Consider the following 23662-nt stretch of genomic DNA (forward strand, 5'->3'; position numbering starts at 1 on the left):
CCCAGCCTCGACGCGTCAAACGGCATCATGCGAAAAATCGCAGGCTTGCTGTCGCCCGCCAGATCTAAAACAAAAACCGCCATGAAAACAACCCGGTCGCTACTGTGCATGGGGTTGTTTTCAAGGTTTGGGGTTGGACGGCTCCGGACTCACGCGGCGCAGACGATCACGCCGTACCAGCCGAGCCCGCGATAGGTCTCGTAGCCGGGCGTCGCATGGAAGGCGATCATCGTGCCTGAGCGGTCCTGGTAGAAGCCGGAGCGCTGGCCGTTGAGCGACAGCGAGATGCGCTCGCTCAAAATGCCCTGGCCGTCGGAGGCGGCGATGACGCGAAAATGCGAGTCGACCAGCAGCACGCGGGCCTTGTCGGCGTCGCCGACGCGCACGCCTTGCACGATGGCGCGCGCCTGCGGCTCCCAGTCGAAATGGATGGCGAGCACGCCGACCGGCGCGCCGTTGGCCTGGCCGCCGGCGCGGACGCTGGCGCAATAGGTTGCGACCTGGGCGTTGCCGAGCAGCGGCTGGTTCTCGATGTCGCCGGCGACATAGTCGTCGCCGGAGCGCAGGGTCTTCGCCTCGCGAAACCATTTGGTGTGGGCGACGTTCTGGCCGACCACACGAAAACGATCCGCGCGGCCGTTGGCGATGACGTTGCCGTCGAGGTCGCAGAGCCAGAGGTCGAGATAGACGGTATAGGCGCCGAGGATGACGCCGAGGCGCTGCGAGGCGTAGGTGACCGCCGCCGGCGCAGGCGAGGCCGCGCAATCGACCATGGCGGAATCGGTCGCCCACCAGCGCACGTCGCAGGTGCGCTCATAGAGGTTGCGGTCGATCAGCTCGACCGCGTTGAGCGACAGATCCATCATGCGCTCGCCGCGCGACCGCTGGCTCATGCGGTCGATCGAGGCGACGAGATCGCCGGTGCGCTTCGTCAGCTGCGTCTCGAGCTCGCGCGCGATCGTCTCGACCTGCTGGCCGACGCCGCGTACCTCCTGCGCCACCACCGCGAAGCCCGCGCCCTGCGCGCCGGCGCGCGAGCTTTCGATCAGCGCGTTCAGCGCCAGCATCTTCATCTGGTTGGTGATCTGCTGGATCGACTTGGTCTTGTCGACCGCGATCTGGTTGACCTCCGCGGTCAGGCGATTGATCAGCGCGGAAATGTCGGAATCGTCGTCGACGGGTTCGGTGGTGGTCGGCTTGGTTTTCAGACCCAGCGCAGCAGACATCGGGTAACTTCCCTTGGCAATGAGGCCTGATCTGCAACGAACCCGGAACAATCAAATCACAGACCGAATACGAGTCTTTTTCTAGGATTCAACCTAACGCCTGCTTAATTTGCTGTTCGGCGGAATGCCCAAATGATAGTCACTCCCGCCAGTTAGGCAGCCGTCCACCGCTTTGTGCGCCCCGGCCGTTGCAAATCCCGAAGGTTTGCCGGCCAATCGCTGTCAGCCCAGCCGCCGGACGTCCGTATTTGTCCGGGACCTCCAGTTCCAACAGTCAGCCTCTCGTCATGACGCCGCCCGCCACCGTCTTGCCCGTCGAAATGCCCCAGGCCTTCCTGGGCGTGGCGCGTTCGCTTACCGACAAGCTCTGGCGCAACCGGCTGGATGCGCGTGGGGCCGCCACGGCGCTTGCCATCGTGCAGCGTCACCAGCTGCCGGAACTGCTGGCGCGGGTGCTTGCGGGGCGCGGCGTCGACATCGACGCGGTGCCCGACTTCCTCGATCCGACCATCCGCAAGCTTATGCCCGACCCGTTCACTGTCACGGAAATGGAGGCCGCGTCGAAGCGCATTGCCGATGCCGCCGTGAAGGGCGAGACGGTCGCGATCTTCGGCGATTACGACGTCGACGGCGCGACCTCGGCGGCGCTGCTCGCCTGGCATCTTCGCCATTGCGGGCTCGACCCGCTGATCCACATTCCCGACCGCATCTTTGAAGGCTACGGTCCCAACGTCGAAGCCGTGCGCGGGCTGGCCGCCAAGGGCGCCACGCTGCTCGTCACCGTCGATTGCGGCACCACCAGCATCGAGCCGCTGGCCGAGGCAAAACGCCTCGGCATGTCCGTCGTCGTGATCGATCATCATCAGGCCGGCACGGAGTTGCCGGAGGTCGACGCGCTGGTCAATCCGAACCGGCTCGACGATCTCTCCGGCCTCGGCCATCTCGCCGCCGTCGGCCTTGTGCTGGTGACCCTGGTCGCGGTCAATCGCGAGCTGCGCCAGCGCGGCTTCTGGAACGCTGAGATGCCCGAGCCCGATCTGCTCGGTATGCTGCATCACGTCGCGCTCGGCACCGTCGCGGACGTCGCGCCGCTGGTCGGCCTGAACCGCGCCTTCGTCGCAAAGGGGCTGATCGCGATGCGGCGGCGCGACCATGTCGGCCACACCGCGCTGATGGACGTGGCGCGGCTCAACGGCCCGCCGGAGGCCTGGCATCTCGGCTTCATGCTGGGCCCGCGCGTCAATGCCGGCGGCCGTATCGGCCGTGCCGATCTCGGCGTTCGGCTTTTGCTCGAGGGCGATAGCGTTGAGGCCGCGCGGATTGCGGCCGAGCTTGACCGTCTCAACGGCGAACGCCGAATCATCGAGCAGGCGGCAGAAGCGCAGGCCGAAGCCGAGGCGCTCGCCTCGATCGGGCTGGAAGACAAGCTCGGCGTCATCGTCACCGCGTCCGAAGGCTGGCATCCCGGCGTGGTCGGCCTGGTCGCCGCGCGCCTGAAAGAGAAGTTCTCGCGGCCCGCGTTTGCGATTGCGCTCGAACCCGGCGGCATCGGCACCGGCTCGGGCCGCTCGATCGCCGGCGTCGATCTCGGCAAGGCGGTGCGGCAGGCGGTCACCGACGGCATTCTGCTCAAGGGCGGTGGCCACGCGATGGCCGCGGGCGTCACGCTGCGGAAAGAGAAGCTGGCCCAATTCCGCGCCTATCTGGAGAACGCGCTGGCTCAGGACGTCGCCGAGGCGCGCCATGTCAACGAGCTCTACATCGACGGCGCGATCTCGGCGCGCGCGGTGACGACGGAGCTTGCGGCCACGCTCAATCGCGCAGGTCCCTTCGGCAGCGGCAATCCGGAAGCCGTGCTGGCGCTGCCAGCGCATCAGCTTGTCTTTGCCGACGAGGTGGGACAGGCGCATTTGAGGCTGCGCTTCAAGTCGGGGGACGGTGCCATCGTCAACGGCATCGCGTTCCGCTCGGTCGGGCAAAAGCTTGGCAACGCGCTTCTCGCCAATCGCGGCCAGCAGCTGAATGTCGCCGGCTCCCTGTCGGTCGATCGCTATCAGGGTGCCGAACGCGTGCAGTTTCGCGTCATCGACGTCGCACTACCGGACCAGGGGCCGTCCGTGATCAGGTAGCGACCTCAAACAACAGACTTCAAACAACAAAAAGAAAGGGAGTGAATATGGCAGGGCAGGTTGAGGGCAAGGTTGCGCTGGTGACAGGTGGCGCATCCGGTATTGGTGAAGCCATCGTCGAGCTGTTCGCGCGCGAGGGCGCCACCGTCATTGCGACAGATATCGATGAGCTCAGAGGCCCTGAGCTCGTCAAGCGCATCACAAAAGCCGGCGGCAAGGCGATCTTCCTGGAGCAGGACGTCACCAGCGAGGAGCGCTGGATCGAGATCGTCGCAGAGGTCGCGAAGCACTACGGCCGGCTCGACATCCTGGTCTCCAATGCCGGCATCGGCATTGCCGTGCCTTCGATCACCGACATGACGCTCTCTGACTGGCGCAAGCAGAACGCGATCAATCTCGATGGCGTGTTTCTCTCGGTCAAGCATTGCCTGCCCTTGATGCGCAAGACCGGCGGTGGCTCGATCGTCATGATGTCCTCGCTCGCGGGCCTGCGCGGCGCGCCGGGGCTGTCGGCCTATTCGGCAACCAAGGGCGGCGTGCGGCTGTTTGCCAAATCGATCGCGATGGAGTGTGCGGCCGCCTCCGACGGCATCCGTGTCAACTCCGTGCATCCCGGCATCATCGACACGCCGATCTGGGGCAAGATCCCGACCGGGGCGACGGGCGCAGGCCAGAACGCGCCGATCGATCCGGAGGAGCGCGCCAAGGTCGCAACCCCGCTTGGCCGCGCCGGACAGGCTGCGGAGATCGCATCCGGCGTGCTGTATCTGGCGTCAGATGCTTCGCGTTACGTCACCGGCAGCGAGCTCGTGATCGATGGCGGCATGAATGCCGGCGGGGTGCCGCGGCGGGCGTGAGACGCGCAGGGCAGGGTGGCGGCCGCAGGGGCTGACGCGCAGGCGTCCGCCCTGTAAAACGCTGCCGTCTCCTGCCCGAAAGAGGTCTCCTTCGCCATGGCGCACAGCCTTCACGCCTCCTCACCCGCGGCCGTCCGCTCGAACCGGCCCGACCTCGCGACCGATGCGATCCGCACTGCGCGCGAGGATCTTGCCGCCTGTTTCCGGATGGCCGCGCGCAATGGTTTCGAGGAGGGCATCTGCAACCACTTCTCGGCCGTGGTGCCCGGCCATGACGATCTCTTCCTGGTCAACCCCTACGGCTACGCCTTTCGCGAGCTGACCGCATCAAAACTCCTGATCTGCGACTTCCACGGCCACGTGCTTGATGGCGAAGGCGAGCCCGAGGCGACAGCGTTCTACATCCATGCCGAGATGCACAAGCGCCTGCCGCGCGCCAAGGTCGCCTTCCACACCCACATGCCTTACGCCACGGCGCTGTCGATGACCGAGGGCGATCCCCTGATCTGGGCCGGGCAGACCGCGCTAAAATTCTACGGTCGCACCGCAGTCGACCGCGATTATAACGGTCTCGCGCTCGACAACCGCGAAGGCGCGCGCATCGCGTCGGCCGTGGGTGATGCCGACATCGTCTTCATGAAGCATCACGGCGTGATGGTTCTGGCGCCGACGATCGCGGAAGCCTGGGATGATCTCTACTATCTCGAACGCGCCGCCGAGGTGCAGGTGCTGGCGATGTCGACGGGACGGAAGGTGCTGCCGGTCGATCCCGCGATCGCAGCCGAAACCTACAAGCAGATGCGCGAAGGCGATTCCGAATCCGCGCGGCTCCATCTCGCCGCGATCCGCCGGCAGCTCGATGCGGAAGAGCCGCAGTACCGGCACTGAGGCCGTCTACGATCCCTGCCGCAACTTCGCCAGCACCTTCAGCCCGCCGTAACCGTCGGCGGGCGTGATTCCGGCGCGCTGCTGAAAATCCTTGATCGCCTTCATGGTGTCGTTGCCGACGCGGCCGTCGGTGCCGCCGGTATCAAAGCCAGCCCTGGTCAGCCGCGTCTGCATCTCCTGCACCTCGGCGAGCGTCAGCACGCGCTCGGAGCCGGGGAAGGGCTGAATGAACGGCGGCGCGCCCAGGCAGCGGTCGCCGAGATGGCAGATCGCGAGCGCATAGTTCATGGAAGGGTTGTAGCTCTTCACCGCGTTGAAATTCGGCCCGAGCAGGAACGTCGGGCCGCCCGCAACCGGTGTCCAGATCTGCGCGGATGCGTTCGGTTGTGGAAAGGCCTGGCCGTCAGCGCGGGTGACGCCCGCCGCCTGCCACGCCGCATAGGTCCTGCTGCCGCTCATTTCGCCGGGGCTGCGGACCTCGTAGCCCCAATGCTCGCCGCGGTGCCATTTGCCCCGATTGACGAGATATTTTGCGGTCGAGCCAAGTGCGTCGTCGGGCTTGCCGAACGGGGAAACCTTGCCGTCGCCGTCATAATCGATGCCGACATTGAGCCAGACCTCCGGCATCCATTGCGAATGCCCCATCGCTCCGGCCCAGGATCCCTGCATCTCCTCCGGCGTGCTCCAGCCCTTGTCGACGATGCGGAGCGCGTTGATCAGCTCGGTCTCCCAATAGGCCTTGCGGCGCGGCTCGTTCCAGGCGAGCGCGGCGAGCGAGGGAAACACGGGCGTCATGTGATTCTGCTGCACCAGCGGATCGCCGTAGGCGGACTCCACGCCCCACAGCGCCAGCAGCGTGCCGCGCTCGACGCCGAAATCGCGTTCGATGCGCGCGAGCAGCGCCTCGTTGTTCTTGAGCGCGATCTTGCCGTTGATGATGCGCCAGTCGGAGACGCGGCGGTTGATGTATTGCCAGACCTGCTCGTGGAATTCGGGCTGGTTGCGCATCTGCTTGAACACGGTCATGTCGGGCTCGACCCGCGCCATCGCGCGCTGCCAGGTCGCAGCCGAAATGCCCTTGGCCATAGCACGCGCGCGAAAACCCTCGCGCCATTCGTCGAAGCCGGGCGGCGACGCGAAGACGCCTGTCGGGACTGCGAGCAGAGCGGCTGCGCCAAGCGTGGATTGGAGGAGCGCGCGGCGGCTGTGATGGGCCGAGGAATCAGCTTGTTTCATGGATGCATAGTAGCGGGAAACAAGGCTGCTGTGAGCAGGTTCCTGGAACAGGAGGAACAGGCTTCAGACGTCACGTTCCCAGGAACAAAGTGTCGCACTCCCGCATTCCCTCCGCACACATTGGAGGAGGATGAGATGAGGAAGTATCTGTTTGCCGCTGCCATGGTCACGGCCATTGCGGCCCCCGCGTTCGCAGATGAAGTCGGCGTTCATGTCGGCCCGGTCGGCGCCGGTGTGACTGTTGGACAGTCCCCCGAGTATCGCGAGCGGGATCGCGATCGTGACCGCACCACGGTGATCAAGGAGCGTGAGCCTGCTGACCGCACCACTGTGATCAAGAAGGAAGATGAGTTCGGCAACCGCAGCAAGACCGTGATTCATCACGACAACGACTGACGGAATAGGGGCCCCGGCTGATCGCCAGGGCCCGCCTTCCCAGAGAATTCGGGGTGGAATGAAGATACGCGCGCATGCGGAAAGCCACGTCGTCGAACTCGATGACGGATCGCAATGGCAGATTTTCCCCGGCGATCTCGCAACTACGTTGAGCTGGAAGCCCGAAACCGATCTGCGCCTGGAGCCGAGCGGCGACCGGGTGAGTTCGCATGTGCTGGTCAATGCCGCCGACGGCAGCCGCGTGCGCGTGATCGCCGCGAGCGAGACCTGGCCGGATGGCGAAGTTAAGAAAGTGTTGAAGGGCGGATAGGCCAGCCTCCGAAATCCCCAACTTTGAGCCAGTTCTTTTACGGTCGGTTCGCTTCCATCTGCGCATCATGCGCACATGCGGGAGCTGTTCGACATCATCCGAGCCAATCCCTGGCCCTTTGGCGCAGGGCTGTTGGTCGTGGTCATGATGATCATCGCAGAAAATTTCGGTCGCGGCATTCAGGGGGACGGCGACTTCGGCTTCGGCGATTCCGGAGATGGTGACGGCGGCGACGGAGGAGGCGATTAGGCCTCGTCCTGCAGATCGGCTGCGATGCCCGCAAGCCAACGGCGGACAGTGACTTCAGCCTTGCCGTCGAGCCCTGTCACCAGGCGCTTCTCCAGTTCGAGCACGCGATCCCGGCAAGCCTTGAGCAGCGTCGCGCCGCGCGGCGTCAGCGTCCATTGCTGGATGCGGCCGTGAACGGGATGCGGTGTCATCAGGATCGCGCCGTCGCGCTCGAGGTTGCGGATGATGACGCCGACGGTCTGCGGCGTCAGGAAGGTGAGGCGGGCGACGTCGGCGCCTGAGAGTCCCGGATAGGCGTTCAGCATGGTCAGCACGGCGAATTGCGGCGAGGTCACCCCCAGATCAGCCAGCGTGCGTTCCATCTTCAGCCGCACCGCGGCGTGGGCCTGACGCAAGAGATAGCCGAGATAGCCTTGCTCGCCGCGCTTGCCTTCGCCGGGGGCGGGCACGCGCACCGTAGCCTCCTGCCTGGATACCCTTTGCTCCAGTTTCGATTTCGTGATGCTCGCCGACTTGCGCATAATGTAAGAGCTCTTATAAGATGTAAGCAGTCTTACAATAACACGAGGTGAGCGGCGATGTCACACGCCCGCAGCGAGTACGAGGATTTCAAGAAGATTGCGCCGGACGCCTATGAGCTGGTGCTTGCACTGGGTCAGGTTGCGGCCAAGGCCGGCCTCGACAAGCAGCTTCTGGAGCTGGTCAAGCTGCGTGCCTCGCAGATCAACGGCTGCGCCTTCTGTGTGCAGCATCATATCCTTCTCTCGGAGCGGCTCGGCCTGCCCGCGGACAAGCTCCATCTGGTCGCGATCTGGCGCGAGGCGCCGATCTTCTCGGCGCGGGAGCGTGCAGCACTAGCCTGGGCCGAGGCATTGACCCTGCTTCCCGACGGTTTCGGCGACGAGGTCTATGCAGAGGTGCAGCGTGAATTCTCCGAGACCGAGTTGATGTACCTGACGTCAGCAATCGCCTCGATCAACGTCTGGAACCGGTTTGGTGCGGCCTATCGCTGGACGCCGGCGAAGCGGCCGGTCGCGGCGAATGCGGCGGCATCCTGATTGCAACGAAGGGAGATTGTCATGACTGCAATGAATTTGGCCACCATGCCGCACCCTGTGCCATTGCGCTCGATGGCGCTGGCCGTCGTCGGCGGGCTCGTCTGCGCGATTGCGATCGGCAAGGTGCTGCCGGCGACGATGGACACCGTATCAGGCGCACTCGCACCGCTCTGCGCCACCGCCGCGGAAAGCTCGCCGCTCGACAAGGTCGAGCCGATCGGCTCCTACGCATTGCCCAACGTACCGGGCAAGCGCGTCACCATCGTGCGCGTGTTCTACGGTCCTGGCGGGTTTTCGCGACCGCATCGGCATGCAGGCTCGGTGACGGCCTACATCACCAAGGGCGAGATCCGTTCCCAGCTCGGGGGCGGCCCGGTCGAGACGTTCGGTGTCGGCCAGTCCTTCTTCGAGCCGCCCGGCGCGACGCATCTGGTCTCTGCCAACGCCAGCACCACGGAGCCGGCCGAACTGATCGCCGTGTTCGTGGCGGACGAGGGCGCGCAACTGACGACGTTTCTGGAGTGAGTTGCAGCCGGATCGAGCTATGCTCCATCCGGGCTACGCCTCAAATCGTCCTCATCCTCCGTAGGACGCAGGATCCGGATTGTCCGACGGGTTCTCGAACGATTTCTTCAGCGAGGCCGGCATCGGGACGTGGAAGTTGAGGCCGCGCGGTGGCACCGGCTCCATGAACCATCTGTTGTAGATCTTCTCGATGTCGGGGCTCTTGTAGAGCTTTGCCGTGGCACGATCGACCACCGCCTTGAAGGGCGTGTCGTCCTTGCGCAGCATGATGCCATAGGGCTCCGGATCCGAGAATGCGCCGTTGCTGATGGCGTAGAGCGACGGGTCCTTTGACGAGGCGATCATCGCGGCAAGCTGGATGTCGTCCATGACGAAGGCTTGTGCGCGGTCGGTCTCGACCATCAGGAACGCTTCGGGGACGTCCTTGGCATTCATCACGGTGATGCCGAGCGAGCGGGCCGCGTTGGCCTTGTTGAGCTGGGTGATGTTGGTCGTGCCCGCGACCGAGACGACAGCCTTGCCCTTGAGGTCATCGACCTGGTCGAGCTTCAGCGCCTTCTTGGAGACGAAGCGGCTCGCCGTGAGGAAATGCGTGTTGGTGAACCACACCTGCTTCTGGCGATCGGCATTGTTGGTCGTCGAGCCGCATTCGAGGTCGATGGTCCCGTTCGCCATCAGCGGAATACGGGTGGACGATGTGACGATGTTTTCAACGACCTCGAGCTTGTCCAGCTTGAGCTCGGCTTTGATCTCATCGACGATCTTCATGCAGATGTCGACGGCATAGCCGACGATCTTCTGCTTGTCGTCGATGAAGCTGAAGGGCACGGCACTGTCGCGTATCCCGAGGGTGATCGCGCCGGTGTCCTTGATCTTCTTCAGCGTGCCGCTCAATTCCTCCGCATGAACCGGTACGGCAAATGCGACGGCGAGTATGGCCGCCGTGGTCAGATAGCGCATGAACTTCCCCTTCATCCTGTTTGGCTGCGGGGGGCCAAGCAAGTCTGGGGCCAGAGATGGTCAGGTCATGCGGGGCGAGTCCGGATTTCGGTCCGGCCAACCCAGGTGCCTGTCATTGGCGTGTCATCAACACACTTGGGCGAACGCCATTGGCGGCGTGAGCGGCCTCAGTTCTCTTCGCTGCTCGATCCCTCGCGCTGATCGGGCTTAACCACATCCTCGGGCAGCGCGTGTGCGACGGGCTGCGGGCTGCTCGCGATCTCCGGGCCGACCTCGCGGCCGCGGGCGCGGATGAGGCGCTCATAGGCCGAGACCAGCGTAACGTAGGGGCTGACCCAGATCCAGCCGTCGCGGGTGAACACCTGGACGTCGAAATGCAGGTGCATCGACGTGCCCGCAGGATGGTCGAGATAGTTCGAGATCACGCCGATCTTCTCGCCTTCGGTGACGATGCGGCCATTGAGCACTCCGTCGGCGTTCAACGCCTGCGGGTTCATGTGCATATAGCGGAAGCGGATGTGCTCGGTGCGGCTGTTGACCTCGAGCGTCGCGGCCTGGTCCTTTGATGCACGGATCACCACGGCGTCGCGCACGGCAACGACGCCGCGCTGCTTGGGATCACAGGGCTCGCGGCCGTCACCGGGCTGTGGGCAGTCGGCGGCGCGGATGTCCTCGCCCTGATGGCCGTAGCCGCCGCCGCACTGCCAGACCTCGAAGCTGCGGGACTCGCAGAAATTGTCGCGCCAGGGATAGGCGGTCGGACCCTCATTGTCGCGTTTGGCGTAGGACTGCGAATGCACGAAGGCGGGCGCCTTGTCGAGCGGAAAGCGGATCTGCGCATAGGCCATCGGGTCGGGATGGCCGCCCTGCTTGCGATAGCCGGTGTTCGGGATGATGTCGCCGCTCGGCCGGTAGCTGAAATCCGTCGAACGTGCGGCCGGGCGATCGAGCAGATCAGAGGCGACGTCCATCAGCGGCCGCGTGCGCTGGCCGCCGGCGACGTGCAGCGCCTTCAGGAAACGCTCGGCAACGGGGTAGGCCTCCTTGCAGGCGAGCCGCCGCGGCTTCGCGACGCTGTCCAGGCACTGGATCGACACCACATAGGCGGCGCCGAAGCGCGTGAAGGCGTAGCGCACGTAACCTTCGCGGATGAATTTGCGCAGGTCCGGGTAGATTGCCGCCAGCGGCTTCACCGGCTCGCCCTTGCCGCCGGCGGGATCGGCGATGTCGTAGACGAGCGCCGATCCGGTGATCTGGATCTCGACCGGCTTTGCGAAGGTGCGCGACGGCATGCCGTCGCCGGCGCCGGGCTCTAACGAGAAACTTGCGCTGTAGCCGGCAGGTCCGGCGTCGAACATGTCAGCGGGACTGAAATCGGCCTGGTAGCGCGGCAGCGCCAGCGGAGCCTGTGCGCCGCTGCGTTGCCCCTCGAGATAGGCGGCGGCATCGAACGGCAGCAGCACGGGAACGGGGCTGCGGGCAATGCCGGTGAAGAATTGCGAGGAGACCGCGTTGAGCTGCACCAGCGCCGGCATTGCGCGCGGATCGAAGCGCGGCACCGAACGGCGCGACACGAAGATGAAATCGCCGGCGACTTGCGGGCGGTTATTGATCTCGGTGCGGAGCTGGTCGAGCGCTGCGCGCCAATCGACGCGCAGGGCTGTGAGTGAGGGGCTGCGGAATTCGTCCGCAGCAAGCGGCGTTGCGAAGGGGGGCGACAGCGACGCCAGAAAAAGCGAGACGAAGCGGAAAGCCTTCCTACCCAATGTCTCGCCCCCCGGCGGCACCTGTTCCGATCCTCGATCCCTTGCCTAGTCCTTGGCGCGCTCGGAGTAGGAGCCGTCTTCGGTCATGACCACGATACGGGTGCCGACGGCGATGTGCGGCGGCACGGTGGTGCGCAGGCCGTTGGAGAGCACCGCCGGCTTGTAGGAGGACGAGGCTGTCTGGCCCTTGGTCACGGGCTCGGTCTCGACCACTTCCAGCGTCACGCGCTGCGGCAACGCGATCGACACCACGTTGACGTCGTGCGTCGACAGCTTGACCGTCATGCTCTCCTGGAGATAGGCCGCCGCGTCGCCGATCACGTCCTTGGACACCTGGACCTGATCATAGGTTTCCGGGTTCATGAAGTGGTAGCCGTCACCATCTTCATAGAGGTAGGTGAAGTTACGCTCTTCGATCGTGGCCTTTTCGACCTGATCGGTGGTCTTGTAGCGCTCGGAGATCTTTACCCCGTCCGAGATTCGGCGCATTTCGATCTGGCTGACCGGAGTGCCCTTGCCGGGATGGATGTTCTCGGCGGTCACGACGACATAGAGCTTGCCGTCTTGCTCGATCACGTTGCCTTTGCGAATAGAACTGGCGATGACTCTCAAAGCTATATTTCCTGCTTGCTTGGCCCGGCTCAGGCCAGGACGTGGTCAAATCGATGGGGGACTTGGGGCCTCAAATCAGACCTCGGCGCCCGTTTCGGGCCGCAACATACGCATTTTGTCGTTGAATGCCAGCATTTTGCTGGCTCAAGGGGCGGTCGGTTGATGGCTGGGGACAAGCCGATTTCGCCGTTCTGGACGCCCGGGCGGCACCTCGACCGGCGGCCGTTCCTCCAGGCGAGGGGGGCCATTACCGGGGCTCTCAGGGGCTTTTTCGCCGAGCAGGGCTTTGTCGAGGTCGAAACCTCGGTCCTCCAGGTCTCCCCGGGCAATGAGACCCATCTGCACGCCCCCCGGACCGAGCTCATCCGGCCCGATGGCAGCCGGGCCAGCCGTTACCTGCGAACCTCGCCAGAATTCGCCTGCAAGAAGCTGCTGGCGGCCGGCGAGGAGCGGATTTTCGAGTTCGCCCGGGTGTTCCGCGACCGCGAGCGCGGCGACCTGCATCTGCCCGAATTCACCATGCTGGAATGGTACCGGGCGGGCGCCCCCTATGATGCCATCATGGCCGACACCGTGGTGGTTATCGCCCGCGCCGCGCAGGCGACCGGAATCGGGACCTTCGCGTTCCGGGGCCGGACCGCCGACCCCTTCGCCGAGCCGGAGCTGCTGACCGTCGCGGGTGCCTTCGAGCGCTTCGCCGGCATCGACCTGCTGTCGACAATCTCGGGCAACGAGGGTAACCGTGCCGCGCTCGCCCAGGCGGCGGCCGGCAAGGTCCGCGTCGCCGAGGACGACACCTGGTCGGACATCTTCAGCAAGGTTCTAGTCGAACATGTCGAGCCGCATCTGGGGCAGGGGCGTTTGACCATTCTGTTCGAATACCCATCTCCAGAGGCGGCATTGGCGCGGGTCAAGGCGGACGATCCCAGAACCGCGGAACGGTTCGAGGTCTATGCCTGCGGCGTCGAGCTCGCCAACGGATTTGGCGAACTCACCGACGCCGAGGAACAACGCAAGCGCTTCACGGAATCCATGGCGGAGAAGCAGCGCCGTTACGGCGAGGCCTATCCGCTGGACGAAGACTTTTTGGCCGCGGTCGCCCAAATGCCGGAGGCGAGCGGTGTCGCACTCGGCTTCGACCGGCTGGTGATGCTGGCGAGCGGCGCAACACGAATTGATCAGGTGGTGTGGACACCGCCTGCAAATGAAACGTTAAGTGAAAAATGACGAAGACCAATCTTGCACGGACATTGCGCGAGCCAGCCGAACTCGTGGCCGCCGACCTCGCGCCTGCGACGGCGCTGCCGGCGCTTGAACGCGTCGCCGCGCGCTATGCGGTGGCGATCACGCCGGCGCTGGTCGAGCTGATCGACAAATCGGATCCTGATGACCCGATCGCGCGGCAGTTCGTTCCGACTGCCGCCGAGCTCGATATGCGACCGGGCGAGAGCGCCGATCCGATCGGCGACCACCCGCATTCGCCGGTATCAGGCATCGTGCATCGTTATCCCGATCGCGTGTTGTTCAAGCTCGTTCACGTCTGCGCGGTCTATTGCCGCTTCTGCTTCCGCCGCGAGATGGTCGGACCAGGCAGGGAGAACTCGCTCTCGGACAGCGCCTATCGCGCCGCGATCGATTACATCCGCGCGCATAGCGAGATCTGGGAGGTGATCCTGACTGGCGGCGATCCGCTGATGCTGTCGCCGCGCCGGCTGAGCGAGATCATGGCCGATCTCGCCGGCATCGATCACGTCAAGATCATCCGCCTTCATACCCGCGTGCCCGTGGCCGACCCCGCACGGATCAGCGACGACATGGTCGCGGCGCTGAAGGTCGAGGGCGCGACCACATGGGTGGCACTGCATGCCAACCATGCGCGCGAGCTGGCGGGACCGGCCCGCGCCGCCTGCGCGCGGCTGGTCGATGCCGGCATTCCCATGGTGAGCCAATCCGTGCTGCTGCGCGGCGTCAATGACGACGTCACCGCCCTGTCGGATTTGATGCGAGCTTTCGTCGAATGCCGGATCAAGCCCTATTACCTGCATCACGGCGATCTCGCGCCAGGCACGGCGCATCTGCGCACGACCCTGGCGCAGGGGCAGGAGTTGATGCGGCAATTACGGGGGCGGGTGTCAGGGCTGTGTCAGCCTGACTACGTCATCGACATACCCGGCGGCGCCGGCAAGTCGCCGGTCGGGCCGAATTATGTGTTGGCGGAGCAAAATACCGCGGCCGATGCACGTGATGCAGCCCCGGAAACGCGCTATCGTATCGTCGACTATTGTGGCGATGTTCATCTCTATCCGCCCGAGACGTAGGCGGTCAGAGAACGCCGGTTTGAGGAATGGAGGAACGGATATGAAGAAGATCATGGTGGCAGCATCGCTCGTGGTCTTGCTCGGTGGCGCGGCGATTGCGCAGACCGGGACCAAGGGATCATCGACGTCAGGCGGCGCCACGTCGGGAACGTTGCCGCAGGCGCCGATCGGTCATCGCCAGCCGCGCGCCGGCGACGTGCCGAACGAGAAGAATCTGAGCGATCCGAACAATCCCGTGAACAAGGAAGACGCTCAGCTCGACAAGAAGATCAAGAGCATCTGCCGCGGCTGCTAGGCCGCAACTGCTGCGCGGTGGGCAGGACGCGAACAGCATCGCCCCGCCCACCTGTTGCCCCGCTTAAGCGGAGCGCTCGTGCAGTCCAGCGCGCGCGGCGTTACGCCGGATCTCGACCGCATCGGCGAGCTGCCCGAGCACGGTTGCCGTCGTTGCCCAATCAATGCATCCGTCGGTGATGCTCTGGCCGTAGGTCAGCGGCTTGCCCGGCACCACGTCCTGGCGGCCGGCGACGAGATTGCTCTCGATCATCACGCCCATGATGCGGTTCTCGCCGCCCGAGATCTGGCCGGCGATATCGGCCGTGACCAGCGGCTGGTTCTCCGGATTCTTGCTCGAATTGGCGTGGCTCGCATCCACCATCACCAGCGGCGCGACGCCGGATTTCGCCAGATCGTTGCAGGCCGACGCGACACTTGCAGCATCGTAGTTCGGCTTGGCACCGCCGCGCAGGATGATGTGGCAGTCCTCGTTGCCCGCGGTCGAGGCGATCGCGGAGCGGCCGAGCTTCGTCACCGCCATGAAATGATGCGGATGCGAGGCCGACTTCACCGCGTCGGCTGCGATGCGCACATTGCCATCGGTACCGTTCTTGAACCCGACCGGGCAGGACAGCCCCGAGGCCAGCTCGCGATGGATCTGGCTCTCGGTCGTGCGCGCGCCGATCGCAGCCCAGGACACGAGATCGGCGATGTATTGCGGCGTCGTCATGTCCAGAAATTCTGCGCCGGCGGGCAGGCCCAGATTGTTGATGGCCGAGAGCACGTTGCGTGCGAGCCGCAGGCCCTTGTTGATGTCGAAGCTGCCGTCCAGATCCGGGTCGTTGATCAGGCCCTTCCAGCCGACCGTGGTGCGCGGCTTCTCGAAATAGACCCGCATCACGATCTCGAGCTGGTCGGAGAGCTCTTCGCGCAAGGCGGCGAGGCGCTCGGCATATTCGAGCGCGGCTTTGGGATCATGCACCGAGCAGGGGCCGACCACCACCAGCAGGCGATCGTCCTGGCCGTTGAGGATGGCATGGATGGCGTTGCGCGCCGCCATCACCACACGGGTGGCCGTGAGGGTGCGCGGGACCTCCCGCATCACGTCCTCAGGCGTGCTCAGCTCTTTCAGTTCGCGGATACGAAGATCGTCGGTCGTGCTCAGCACGGCGGGCTCCTGTCATTTTGAGAACCTGCCGGCCAATAAAAAAGCCGCCAGGTCTGGCGGCTGTTCGGACGTTTGCTTCAATATTTCAGATTGAGCGCGATCCTCCTGCCGCCAGCGAGCTGTCGTAGCTAAAGTACCAATAGAAGCTGGTGGCGACGGTGATCATGGTCGGTCATATAGCGCGCCGTTGGCGGGTTGTCACCCCCCAAAACGGCGCAGAGCGCGACGAGGCGCCTCAGGTGTTGCTTTTGCGCGCCGCCAGGGCCATGCCGATCAGGGTGGCGCCGCCAAACAACAGGTTGATGCCGACCAGCACGCCGATGGCCCATTCCGCCGTGCTCGGCAGTCCCGTGATCACCATGAATGAGATCGCGATGTCGACAAGGCCCGAGATCAGCAGCCACGACCAGCGGCCGCTCAGCTCGCGGCGGTGCTCCAGCGCATACATGATGGTGGTGACGCCCTCGGCGAGGAAGTAGGCGCCGAGCACGATGGTCAGCGTCAGCACGGCCTGCATCGGGCGGGCCAACAGCAGCATGCCGGCGAGCACGGCCAGCGCCGCAGAGATCAGCGACCACCAGAAGCCCGGCGTGGCGCGCGCCCAATAGGTCACGATCAATCCGCCGATGCCGCTGACCAGGAACATCCAGCCGAGAAAGATCGTGATGGCGAGGCTTGCGAGCGGCGGCAGGATCAGCGCGGCGATGCCGAGAACGGCGAGCAAAATGCCTTCGAACAGAAAGGCCTTCCAATGCGCCTTCACCGCCTGGCTCATCGCGGATTGCAGCCGTGAAAACTCTTCGGGCGATGTCATCGGCAAGCTCCGGATCGAAGGATGTGAGCACAATCTAGTACGCACACGCCACGCTTGCCATCCCGCGGATCAACCGCCGCCGTGCGCTGACGAAAAACCCTCGCCACTGGTGCGGATGCGGTTGCGGCCGAGAACGTAGATCGCGGTCGTGACGACCAGCAGCGCAAGGCCGAGCAGGATCGAGACGAAGCCGATCGGGATCAGGGCCAGCGTCAAATTGCGCTCGGGGTTGATCAGCCAGTGGTGGATCGAGGTCAGCACGAAGGCGAGGCCGAGGAAGCCGACGCCGCCGCCGGCAAGCCACAGCGCCCACATCCGGCGCAGCTGGCTGAGCCGCTCCCGCGCGATATCGGTGCGGGGCGCGTGGTGGCGCGCCACGCGCCGCACCAGGCGCATGGCGAAGGCGATCGAGCTGAAGCCGATCAGCAGGCTTGCGCCGCCCAGCCACATCCGGATTGTCGGATCGAGATCCGGCATGCGCTGGAGCGTGAGCAGTGGGAAGTCGAACGCCGAGTGCAGTGCGAGCGGGCCTGCGAAAATCAGGAGCCGGCTGGAGAGACGGGCCCAGTCGCGGTGATGGCGGTTTGCGCCCAGCGCCGTGCCGGCGCGTGCGATCGTGAGATAGGCGCCTGCGATGATGCCGAGCGCGCCGTGGAACGGCACGGTGAGAACGCTGCGCAGCGCCGCCAGCGACCGCCACATCTCGGCGTGCTGGACCAGATAGGCGAGGTTTTCGTAAGCCGCGAAGCCGAGGCCGACGGCGGCGCCATAGACCACGGTGTCCATGGGGTTGGCGAAGGTCCGCCGCTTGGTCGAGGAGATCAGCACGATGGCGATCACCTTCACGGCTTCCTCGGGCAGCGCGACGCCGAAGACCGAATGCATGGCGAGCGCCGCCCAGGGATTGTCGGGCGCCGCGACCATCTTGGCGAATGGGGCCCGGGCGAGACCCAGCAGCGAGATGCTGGCCGCGCCAAGCAGGAACGCGGTCCAGACCTGGGCCGGCGGCCCGGGGCGCTCCTCGGCGGCAATGACAAGCCACAGCATCAGCAGCGCCGGGGCGATGGCGGCCGTTCCGATGACGGTGGGTAACGCTTCAATCAGATACATCGGCGCCGAAAATAGGTTCCCTTGGTCCGCTTATCTACGTGTCCCGACGCGACCATCTGTCATGCGCCTGCTGTCCGGTTGCTTAACAAGCGCGACAGCTGGCGTTCATCAGGACCGCTAAGTGTAGAATACGAGCGCAATCAATTGCATGACAGAGCCACCTCGTCGTCGACTGTAACGGGCTGCGCGCCTGTCAGGGAATCGCGATCGATAAGTCAGATCAAGGCAATGTGCAGGTTTCTTCGATTGACGATGCACGTGCGCTGGCGGCGAGTCCAGAGGCGGGATGAGCCTCGTTCGGACAACGCGCGGGCCAGCTGGACCGCCTAATCACGCTTCGTTGTGCGTCCGCGGGGCGGCGACGCCATTCGTCGGGCTCGCACCTGCTCGAGCTCCCAGATGGCGCGTATGAGGCACGTGCCAAGGCACGAGACGATGAGCAGCATCAGGAAGGCCTGGTCGGCGGGAAGGATATGGATCATGGCGTTGACTAAGCAACGCGCATGCCATGCGTTCCCGGGAAGGCCTGCGCGCTGCGCAACGGCGTCTCACACCGGGCCCTGCTTGCTCCGGTTCGAATCGCCAGTGCCCGCAAGCAGGGCCCGCGCCCCTTCCGCCCTCAATGGGTGGTGAACGGCGGTGGAGCGTCGGGCCTGATGTCGAAGGCCCCAAGGTGGAATTCCTCGCCGACGGCCTCGTCTGGCTCGGAATGGTGGGCGAGCAGCGTGAAGGCGGCTTGCGGGTACTGCTTCCAGATATCGAGATCGCCGGCCGTAATCGTGAGCCAGCCGAACGTGTAGATGTAGCGTCCGGGCTCCGTGACCCGGCCGACCCTGTCCCAGGTGATCTTATCAACTCTGATCTTCTCGACTGCCATCCGGTCCCCCGATCGCAAGTCTGCAAATGGAAAGTCTGCAAATGAAGCCCGGCACGCGGCACGGACCCGCAAAAGCTGATCCCGCAATGGGGCCGAGATAGGGCAGCAATACGGATTGGTTTGGCCGGCTTCAGGCCGGCTGCGGCGCGGCCTGGCGCACAACCAGGCGGACGAGGTCGTCCCGCTGCTGCTTGTCGGTGAACTTCACTGCAAAGCCATTGTCGAACTTGCGGATGACGCGTCCAACGCATGCGCCGACCGCAAGCGGGGTCCCGATCGGCGGGTCGTATTCGCAGGAGATCGCGACGCCGGCCGTGGAGACGTCGATGATGAAGCAGGGATGGGTGCTGCCGTCGGCAACCGTCAGGAATGTGTGCGCGGCCTGCGGAACGAAGCGCGCGTCACGGCGCAGCTCCTGGATGCTGTCGTCCTTCTGCTTCTTTTCGAGCCAGGTCAGCTTTTCCGACATCCAGGCGCGGCGGGCCCGGGTCATGTCGAGCTCCATCAGGAAGCCCGATTTCAGCGTCGCGCTGATGGTGCACTGGAATTCGCCGAAATCCTGGAAGTAGGAGGTTACGCGCTCGCCGATCTTGCCGACGACCGGCACGTCCACGATCATGCGGAAGGGCGAGACGCGCTTGGTGCGGCAGGCGAAGTTTCGCAGCTTGCCATCGCAATCGTACCAGCGATGCAGCGAATAGCTGCCGCTCACGTGCACTTCCACTGCACGCTGCCTGAGGAACTCTGCGACGGACATGGGTGCCAGATCGTGCTTCTGATTGTTTCCGTAATTCCACGGTAGCGATCAAATTCTAAGCAAATGATACCGGCACTCAGGAGCAGGGGTAAATTTCCGGTAAATGGGCAGGTCGGTAATGTGACGGGGCAAGCGGCAAAACGTCCCGGTTGTCGGGCGGGCGCATTCACAACCATGTCATTGCGACCGCGGCCGCTTCAGCCGTTCCGGCACTTGGCGATGATGCCGTCGGCGAGGCGGATGTCATCGAGGGTCCAGTTGCCGAGCAGCGTGATGATCGCCTCGCGCCGGTACTGGTGCCGCTCGTCCCTCGAGGTTTGCCGATAGTCGATGCCGTCCTGTCGTGCCAGCGCGCGCGACACGATCGCGATCTGTCGCAGCTTCGCCTGCTCCAAGGAGCTCATGTCTCACCGCGTGGCAACGCCACCTGCTGGGTCTGTGAATCGGGCGCTTTGAAACTAGCTCGACCGGCTTACGGAGACCTGACGCGGGTTTCTTCACCCGACCGAACGGCGGCGTTCAGGCAGGCCCGTGCAGCGCGAGCAAAGCCAGCGCACCAATGGCCAGGGCGAGCTTGATGACCTTCCAGGTCAGGCTGTCCCACCTGATCTCCAATCCGAGCCATTGCAATGCGCGCCGCATCGCGCGTGTCGCGAGCGCTTCGACGATGACGACTGCGAGGGCAATGCCGGCGATGAGAGACCAGGACGGTTCGGCCGGCGGCATCCATGCCGCGAGCCAGCCGGGAACGACGTCCCGCAACGACACGAGCAGCGCGAACCATCCGAACAGGGAGACGAAGCCCTTGACGATCTCGGGCCCGATCGCTCCCGGCTCGAACCGGATCCCGATCGTTGCGAGCGCGCTTTCGATGCGCTCGCCGTCAGTCAGGAAGATGAACGCCCCGAGGTAAAACGGCACGCGCGATTGCAAAGAGAACGCGATGATGGCTGACAGGACGGCGTAGCCATAGGCGTCGCGAAGAATGTCCCCGCCGCTCATGCGCGAGGGCTTCGTTGCCTTCGCGGCGTGGCGCTGCGGCACCGATCTGGCGCGCGCCATGTGCTCCAGCATTTTGGCGCGTCGGTCCGGCGAATACAGTGCCGTGCGCTGCATCCAGGCAGGGGCGTGGTCGCAGCCGGCGGGGCGCCGGACTGGCCGTGCGCAGGCGATTTGCGTTGCTCCATAGGCCGACCCCGGTCCTTCAAGACGTGACGCCATCGCGGTGGGCGAGGCGGTTCCTTCGGACATTGGTCGGAGGTGAGGGCCAGGGAGGTTCATGCCGGGCGGGCGGATTCTGCCGGCGCATCGCCCGGCTGCCCGGTTTCCCGAGCGATCAAGGCCGGCCCCGCGCGGACTCACTTCAATAGATTGCCACGACGCGCCGTGTTGTGGCTAAGTGCGAACGCGGATGCTGCAAGATCAAAAAGCTGTCCGAAATCCAGACCTCGGATGTCAGGACGACCGTGGTTCAAAAACTCGAATTCCTGCCTAGACTTGAGTCGTTGCGCGGCCTGGCTGCGGTTTCTGTCGTCGGCTACCATGCGTGCGGACGCTTCACCGACACCTATGTCACAGGCATGGCGCCGGTGGTGCTGTTCTTCGTGCTGAGCGGCTTTGTGCTGTCGCGCTCGCTGGCTCGGAACGACGACATCGCGGTATTCCTGCGTCACAGGATTCTGCGGCTGTTTCCAGCTGCGATTGCGGTCGTATTGCTGCTGGTCGCGCTGCACGAGGCATTCGGGTTCTATCTGGGCTTCGGGCCCGATTTTTCGCCCTTCAACGTGATGTTGAACGCCCTGATGATCCGGCACGACATCAATGGGCCGATGTGGTCGATGACGGTGGAGTGCTTCGCAACACCGGTCATCATTCTGGCTTTCCTGGGTGGCCGGCGGTTTGGCTTGCGCGTCCTGATGGCGGCGATCGCGGTGCTATTCGGGCTGTCGTTCATCGGTTCATATGCGCACCTGCTCGGCGGCTACACGAACCTCGCGCCCTTGTACGCTTTTGTGCTTGGCGTGGCGCTGCACTTCTCGGGACGCCGCCTCGTGGAAGGTATCGGCGGTCGACAGATGGTGGTCGCTGTTGTGGCTGGTGTCCTGTTCCTCTATTGCGGTCTGCAGAAGCAAACCGCGCCGATCATCCTGCTCGAAGCCTGTTCATCCGGGTTGCTGGTTGCGCTGATCGCGTTTGGGGATCGGCAGCGCGGCTTTCGTTGGCTGGATCAGCCGGTGATCGGCTTCTACGGCAGGATATCCTACAGCTTCTATCTCTTCCACATGATCGGCTTGAGCGTTGCGGTCCGCATCAGCGCCATCGATGGCTGGCCCATGCTGTCGATCCTGTTGAGCATTGTCATCGGGGTGCTGTTGACCACGCCGATGGCGTGGATATCCCGGCGGTTCATCGAAGAGCCGTTCATCGCGATAAGCCGAAAATGGCGCGACCGGCGACGTGAGGTTTTGACGACGACCTGAAGACGAATTTCTGGCCCGCCGGATGACGTTCCTGTTGAAGTCCCGCTGCAGTTGCGCTTGAGTAGCTACGGGTTCGGGGGGACTGTTTTTATGTGTATTTTTGTGTCTGCGGCGCCTCGCGCTGCGGTGTCTGATGTCGCGATAGATCATCGTTCGAGCAGGCTGGACGAGGCCTGCGTCTTGTCATGGACATGACCGTCATCTCTGGCTGCCTGTCTCCGCGAAAAGCAGGCATCCTCGATCACGCCGACCGTGTCGCCACGGACCGCGTCGCCTGGCGCGAGAAGAACAGCTTTTTTCACGACGAGGATGAACGCTATCTCCGGTTCTTGATCCCGGCGGGAAGTCGCGTCCTCGAGATCGGATGCGGCGTCGGCGACACGCTCGCGAGCCTCGCGCCATCACATGGCGTCGGAATAGATTTTTGCCGCAAGCACATCGGGATCGCGCGGCAGCGCCACCCCGATCTCAATTTCGTCGAAGGCGATGCCGAGGACCCCGCGACGCTGGAAGCGCTGCAAGGTCCGTTCGACTATATCCTCGTGCTCGATACGATCGGTTCGCTGGAGGATTGCCAGAAGTTCATCGCCCAGCTGCATCCGCTGTGCACGCGGGATACGCGACTGGTGATCGGTTACTTCTCGCATCTCTGGTACCCCGTGCTGAAATTCGCCGAGCTCCTCGGCCTGCGGATGCCGCAGCCGGATCAGAACGTGCTGTCGCCGTCCGACTTGCGCAGCCTGGCGAGGCTTGCGGATTTCGATCCGGTGAAGTCCGAGCAACGCGTGCTCTCGCCGGTACGGATGTTCGGGCTCGGGCGCTTCCTCAATCGTTTCGTCAGCGTGCTGCCGGGAATCCGCCAGGTGGCGCTGCGGCACTATATGGTCGCGCGCTCGAGCCGCAGGGCAAAGGAGGAGTTTTGCTCGGCTACTGTCGTCGTCCCCGCGCGTAACGAGCGCGGCAATATCGAGCCGGCTGTCCTGCGAATGCCCGACTTCTGCGGCGACATCGAGATCATCTTCATCGAAGGCCACAGCCAGGACGGCACCTTCGAGGAGATGGAGCGGGTCAAGCAGGCGTATCCTGCCAGGGACATCAAGGTGATGCGCCAGCCGGGCAAGGGCAAAGCCGACGCCGTTTTCACCGCGTTCGACGCGGCGCGCGGTGACTTGCTGATCATTCTTGACGCCGACCTGACCATGCCGCCGGAGCAGATTCCGAAATTCGTCGAGGCGCTGCTGTCGGGCAAGGGCGAGTTCGTCAACGGCTCGCGTCTGGTCTATCCGATGGACGACGGCGCGATGCGTTTCCTCAACCTGATCGCCAACAAGATCTTTTCCTATCTATTCTCCTGGCTGCTCAATCAGCGCTATACGGATACGCTGTGCGGCACCAAGGTTCTGCGCCGCAGCGACTATCAGCGCCTGAAAGCCGGCAAGGCCTATTTCGGCGATTTCGATCCGTTCGGCGATTTCGACCTGATCTTCGGCGCCTCGAAGCTCAATCTGAAATCGGTGGACCTTCCGATCCGCTACGCCGCGCGCACCTATGGCGAGACCCAGATATCGAGGTTTCGCCATGGCTGGATGTTGCTGAAGATGGTGGCTTTCGCCTTTCTCAAGATCAAGGCGATCTAGGCCGTGGAAGCCA

General features: G+C 64.3%; 26 protein-coding genes. 13 read left to right on the plus strand and 13 right to left on the minus strand.

Features of this window, described 5'->3' with window-relative positions; translation table 11 throughout:
• Positions 1-149: 149 nt before the first annotated feature.
• A complete protein-coding gene (locus FXB40_RS44555; RefSeq protein WP_148778583.1) occupies positions 150-1226 on the minus strand; it encodes a methyl-accepting chemotaxis protein in 1077 nt (358 codons plus the stop codon).
• Between the two features lie 287 nt (positions 1227-1513).
• Between FXB40_RS44555 and recJ the strand changes: the two genes are divergently transcribed.
• From recJ to FXB40_RS44570, 3 genes are all read left to right on the plus strand, one after another.
• Positions 1514-3355 (plus strand): single-stranded-DNA-specific exonuclease RecJ, encoded by a 1842-nt coding sequence (gene recJ / locus FXB40_RS44560; RefSeq protein ID WP_148778584.1) that lies wholly within the window; start codon positions 1514-1516, stop codon positions 3353-3355.
• A 47-nt stretch (positions 3356-3402) separates the two neighbouring features.
• Positions 3403-4212, plus strand: coding sequence for an SDR family NAD(P)-dependent oxidoreductase (locus tag FXB40_RS44565; protein WP_187437561.1), 810 nt, complete (start codon positions 3403-3405; stop codon positions 4210-4212).
• A 96-nt stretch (positions 4213-4308) separates the two neighbouring features.
• Positions 4309-5100 (plus strand): aldolase, encoded by a 792-nt coding sequence (locus FXB40_RS44570; RefSeq protein WP_148778586.1) that lies wholly within the window; start codon positions 4309-4311, stop codon positions 5098-5100.
• A 6-nt stretch (positions 5101-5106) separates the two neighbouring features.
• On the opposite strand, the gene FXB40_RS44575 is transcribed toward FXB40_RS44570, so the two are convergent.
• Positions 5107-6336 carry a lytic murein transglycosylase gene (locus tag FXB40_RS44575; protein WP_148778587.1) on the minus strand — a complete coding sequence of 410 codons (1230 nt, stop codon included), beginning with the start codon at positions 6334-6336 and terminating at the stop codon, positions 5107-5109.
• 135 nt (positions 6337-6471) lie between these two features.
• Here FXB40_RS44575 and FXB40_RS44580 point away from each other — a divergent pair, with 135 nt between their 5' ends.
• The 3 genes from FXB40_RS44580 to FXB40_RS48530 all read left to right on the plus strand — a co-directional run bounded on the left by FXB40_RS44580 (position 6472) and on the right by FXB40_RS48530 (position 7291).
• Positions 6472-6732: a hypothetical protein gene (locus tag FXB40_RS44580; RefSeq protein WP_148778588.1), complete on the plus strand. Its 261-nt coding sequence runs from the start codon at positions 6472-6474 to the stop codon at positions 6730-6732.
• 58 nt (positions 6733-6790) lie between these two features.
• On the plus strand, positions 6791-7042 hold the full coding sequence (locus FXB40_RS44585) for a hypothetical protein (protein WP_148778589.1): 252 nt from the start codon (positions 6791-6793) through the stop codon (positions 7040-7042).
• Positions 7043-7117: 75 nt separating this feature from the next.
• On the plus strand, positions 7118-7291 hold the full coding sequence (locus tag FXB40_RS48530; RefSeq protein WP_187437562.1) for a hypothetical protein: 174 nt from the start codon (positions 7118-7120) through the stop codon (positions 7289-7291).
• Here FXB40_RS48530 and FXB40_RS44590 read toward each other — a convergent pair.
• Positions 7288-7812, minus strand: a complete 525-nt coding sequence (locus FXB40_RS44590) for a MarR family winged helix-turn-helix transcriptional regulator (protein ID WP_430648190.1) — start codon at positions 7810-7812, stop codon at positions 7288-7290. The two genes, FXB40_RS48530 and FXB40_RS44590, sit on opposite strands and share 4 nt — an antisense overlap.
• A gap of 57 nt (positions 7813-7869) precedes the next feature.
• On the opposite strand from FXB40_RS44590, the gene FXB40_RS44595 reads away from it, so the two are divergent.
• Both FXB40_RS44595 and FXB40_RS44600 read left to right on the plus strand, forming a co-directional pair.
• A complete protein-coding gene (locus tag FXB40_RS44595) occupies positions 7870-8349 on the plus strand; it encodes a carboxymuconolactone decarboxylase family protein (RefSeq protein ID WP_148778591.1) in 480 nt (159 codons plus the stop codon).
• A 21-nt stretch (positions 8350-8370) separates the two neighbouring features.
• On the plus strand, positions 8371-8874 hold the full coding sequence (locus FXB40_RS44600) for a cupin domain-containing protein (RefSeq protein ID WP_148778592.1): 504 nt from the start codon (positions 8371-8373) through the stop codon (positions 8872-8874).
• Positions 8875-8925: 51 nt separating this feature from the next.
• Here the strand turns inward: FXB40_RS44600 and FXB40_RS44605 are convergent, their stop codons facing one another.
• The 3 genes from FXB40_RS44605 to efp form a co-directional block, all read right to left on the minus strand.
• Positions 8926-9834 (minus strand): amino acid ABC transporter substrate-binding protein, encoded by a 909-nt coding sequence (locus tag FXB40_RS44605; protein WP_148778593.1) that lies wholly within the window; start codon positions 9832-9834, stop codon positions 8926-8928.
• A gap of 167 nt (positions 9835-10001) precedes the next feature.
• The gene (locus FXB40_RS44610; RefSeq protein WP_148778594.1) at positions 10002-11621 is read right to left on the minus strand and encodes a M23 family metallopeptidase; all 1620 of its coding nucleotides are present in this window, start codon (positions 11619-11621) and stop codon (positions 10002-10004) included.
• A 24-nt stretch (positions 11622-11645) separates the two neighbouring features.
• On the minus strand, positions 11646-12212 hold the full coding sequence (gene efp / locus FXB40_RS44615; RefSeq protein ID WP_148753881.1) for an elongation factor P: 567 nt from the start codon (positions 12210-12212) through the stop codon (positions 11646-11648).
• Positions 12213-12374: 162 nt separating this feature from the next.
• On the opposite strand from efp, the gene epmA reads away from it, so the two are divergent.
• Genes epmA through FXB40_RS44630 form a run of 3 tightly spaced genes read left to right on the plus strand, consistent with a single transcriptional unit; the run spans position 12375 to position 14825 of the window.
• Positions 12375-13439: an EF-P lysine aminoacylase EpmA gene (epmA, locus tag FXB40_RS44620; protein ID WP_148778595.1), complete on the plus strand. Its 1065-nt coding sequence runs from the start codon at positions 12375-12377 to the stop codon at positions 13437-13439.
• Positions 13436-14530 (plus strand): lysine-2,3-aminomutase-like protein, encoded by a 1095-nt coding sequence (locus tag FXB40_RS44625; protein WP_148778596.1) that lies wholly within the window; start codon positions 13436-13438, stop codon positions 14528-14530. The genes epmA and FXB40_RS44625 overlap by 4 nt, the downstream gene beginning before the upstream one ends.
• Before the next feature lie 40 nt (positions 14531-14570).
• Entirely contained in the window at positions 14571-14825 is a 255-nt protein-coding gene (locus tag FXB40_RS44630) for a hypothetical protein (protein WP_148778597.1), read from the plus strand.
• A gap of 63 nt (positions 14826-14888) precedes the next feature.
• On the opposite strand, the gene FXB40_RS44635 is transcribed toward FXB40_RS44630, so the two are convergent.
• The 7 genes from FXB40_RS44635 to FXB40_RS44665 all read right to left on the minus strand — a co-directional run bounded on the left by FXB40_RS44635 (position 14889) and on the right by FXB40_RS44665 (position 20594).
• The gene (locus FXB40_RS44635; RefSeq protein ID WP_148778598.1) at positions 14889-15974 is read right to left on the minus strand and encodes a 3-deoxy-7-phosphoheptulonate synthase; all 1086 of its coding nucleotides are present in this window, start codon (positions 15972-15974) and stop codon (positions 14889-14891) included.
• Between the two features lie 235 nt (positions 15975-16209).
• On the minus strand, positions 16210-16788 hold the full coding sequence (locus FXB40_RS44640) for an HdeD family acid-resistance protein (RefSeq protein ID WP_148778599.1): 579 nt from the start codon (positions 16786-16788) through the stop codon (positions 16210-16212).
• 69 nt (positions 16789-16857) lie between these two features.
• On the minus strand, positions 16858-17898 hold the full coding sequence (locus FXB40_RS44645; protein ID WP_148778600.1) for a PrsW family glutamic-type intramembrane protease: 1041 nt from the start codon (positions 17896-17898) through the stop codon (positions 16858-16860).
• Positions 17899-18517: 619 nt separating this feature from the next.
• Positions 18518-18775 carry a hypothetical protein gene (locus FXB40_RS44650; RefSeq protein WP_148778601.1) on the minus strand — a complete coding sequence of 86 codons (258 nt, stop codon included), beginning with the start codon at positions 18773-18775 and terminating at the stop codon, positions 18518-18520.
• A gap of 130 nt (positions 18776-18905) precedes the next feature.
• Positions 18906-19532, minus strand: coding sequence for a PilZ domain-containing protein (locus FXB40_RS44655; protein ID WP_148778602.1), 627 nt, complete (start codon positions 19530-19532; stop codon positions 18906-18908).
• 197 nt (positions 19533-19729) lie between these two features.
• A complete protein-coding gene (locus FXB40_RS44660) occupies positions 19730-19936 on the minus strand; it encodes a hypothetical protein (protein WP_148778603.1) in 207 nt (68 codons plus the stop codon).
• A gap of 115 nt (positions 19937-20051) precedes the next feature.
• On the minus strand, positions 20052-20594 hold the full coding sequence (locus tag FXB40_RS44665) for a hypothetical protein (RefSeq protein ID WP_246208340.1): 543 nt from the start codon (positions 20592-20594) through the stop codon (positions 20052-20054).
• A 404-nt stretch (positions 20595-20998) separates the two neighbouring features.
• Here FXB40_RS44665 and FXB40_RS44670 point away from each other — a divergent pair, with 404 nt between their 5' ends.
• Together FXB40_RS44670 and FXB40_RS44675 are read left to right on the plus strand one after the other, a co-directional pair.
• A complete protein-coding gene (locus FXB40_RS44670) occupies positions 20999-22012 on the plus strand; it encodes an acyltransferase family protein (protein WP_187437563.1) in 1014 nt (337 codons plus the stop codon).
• Positions 22013-22203: 191 nt separating this feature from the next.
• Entirely contained in the window at positions 22204-23649 is a 1446-nt protein-coding gene (locus FXB40_RS44675; RefSeq protein ID WP_187437565.1) for a glycosyltransferase, read from the plus strand.
• Positions 23650-23662: the final 13 nt, after the last annotated feature.

This window comes from Bradyrhizobium rifense (assembly GCF_008123425.1).
Classification (GTDB): domain Bacteria; phylum Pseudomonadota; class Alphaproteobacteria; order Rhizobiales; family Xanthobacteraceae; genus Bradyrhizobium; species Bradyrhizobium rifense.

What these genes read in the sequence shown, in the direction of transcription:
- FXB40_RS44555 (WP_148778583.1), bottom strand. Translation starts at nt 1,226, where the DNA reads ATGTCTGCTGCGCTGGGTCTGAAAACCAAGCCGACCACCACCGAACCC.
- recJ (WP_148778584.1), top strand. Translation starts at nt 1,514, where the DNA reads ATGACGCCGCCCGCCACCGTCTTGCCCGTCGAAATGCCCCAGGCCTTC.
- FXB40_RS44565 (WP_187437561.1), top strand. Translation starts at nt 3,403, where the DNA reads ATGGCAGGGCAGGTTGAGGGCAAGGTTGCGCTGGTGACAGGTGGCGCA.
- FXB40_RS44570 (WP_148778586.1), top strand. Translation starts at nt 4,309, where the DNA reads ATGGCGCACAGCCTTCACGCCTCCTCACCCGCGGCCGTCCGCTCGAAC.
- FXB40_RS44575 (WP_148778587.1), bottom strand. Translation starts at nt 6,336, where the DNA reads ATGAAACAAGCTGATTCCTCGGCCCATCACAGCCGCCGCGCGCTCCTC.
- FXB40_RS44580 (WP_148778588.1), top strand. Translation starts at nt 6,472, where the DNA reads ATGAGGAAGTATCTGTTTGCCGCTGCCATGGTCACGGCCATTGCGGCC.
- FXB40_RS44585 (WP_148778589.1), top strand. Translation starts at nt 6,791, where the DNA reads ATGAAGATACGCGCGCATGCGGAAAGCCACGTCGTCGAACTCGATGAC.
- FXB40_RS48530 (WP_187437562.1), top strand. Translation starts at nt 7,118, where the DNA reads ATGCGGGAGCTGTTCGACATCATCCGAGCCAATCCCTGGCCCTTTGGC.
- FXB40_RS44590 (WP_430648190.1), bottom strand. Translation starts at nt 7,812, where the DNA reads ATGCGCAAGTCGGCGAGCATCACGAAATCGAAACTGGAGCAAAGGGTA.
- FXB40_RS44595 (WP_148778591.1), top strand. Translation starts at nt 7,870, where the DNA reads ATGTCACACGCCCGCAGCGAGTACGAGGATTTCAAGAAGATTGCGCCG.
- FXB40_RS44600 (WP_148778592.1), top strand. Translation starts at nt 8,371, where the DNA reads ATGACTGCAATGAATTTGGCCACCATGCCGCACCCTGTGCCATTGCGC.
- FXB40_RS44605 (WP_148778593.1), bottom strand. Translation starts at nt 9,834, where the DNA reads ATGCGCTATCTGACCACGGCGGCCATACTCGCCGTCGCATTTGCCGTA.
- epmA (WP_148778595.1), top strand. Translation starts at nt 12,375, where the DNA reads ATGGCTGGGGACAAGCCGATTTCGCCGTTCTGGACGCCCGGGCGGCAC.
- FXB40_RS44625 (WP_148778596.1), top strand. Translation starts at nt 13,436, where the DNA reads ATGACGAAGACCAATCTTGCACGGACATTGCGCGAGCCAGCCGAACTC.
- FXB40_RS44630 (WP_148778597.1), top strand. Translation starts at nt 14,571, where the DNA reads ATGAAGAAGATCATGGTGGCAGCATCGCTCGTGGTCTTGCTCGGTGGC.
- FXB40_RS44640 (WP_148778599.1), bottom strand. Translation starts at nt 16,788, where the DNA reads ATGACATCGCCCGAAGAGTTTTCACGGCTGCAATCCGCGATGAGCCAG.
- FXB40_RS44645 (WP_148778600.1), bottom strand. Translation starts at nt 17,898, where the DNA reads ATGTATCTGATTGAAGCGTTACCCACCGTCATCGGAACGGCCGCCATC.
- FXB40_RS44650 (WP_148778601.1), bottom strand. Translation starts at nt 18,775, where the DNA reads ATGGCAGTCGAGAAGATCAGAGTTGATAAGATCACCTGGGACAGGGTC.
- FXB40_RS44655 (WP_148778602.1), bottom strand. Translation starts at nt 19,532, where the DNA reads ATGTCCGTCGCAGAGTTCCTCAGGCAGCGTGCAGTGGAAGTGCACGTG.
- FXB40_RS44660 (WP_148778603.1), bottom strand. Translation starts at nt 19,936, where the DNA reads ATGAGCTCCTTGGAGCAGGCGAAGCTGCGACAGATCGCGATCGTGTCG.
- FXB40_RS44665 (WP_246208340.1), bottom strand. Translation starts at nt 20,594, where the DNA reads ATGGCGCGCGCCAGATCGGTGCCGCAGCGCCACGCCGCGAAGGCAACG.
- FXB40_RS44675 (WP_187437565.1), top strand. Translation starts at nt 22,204, where the DNA reads ATGACCGTCATCTCTGGCTGCCTGTCTCCGCGAAAAGCAGGCATCCTC.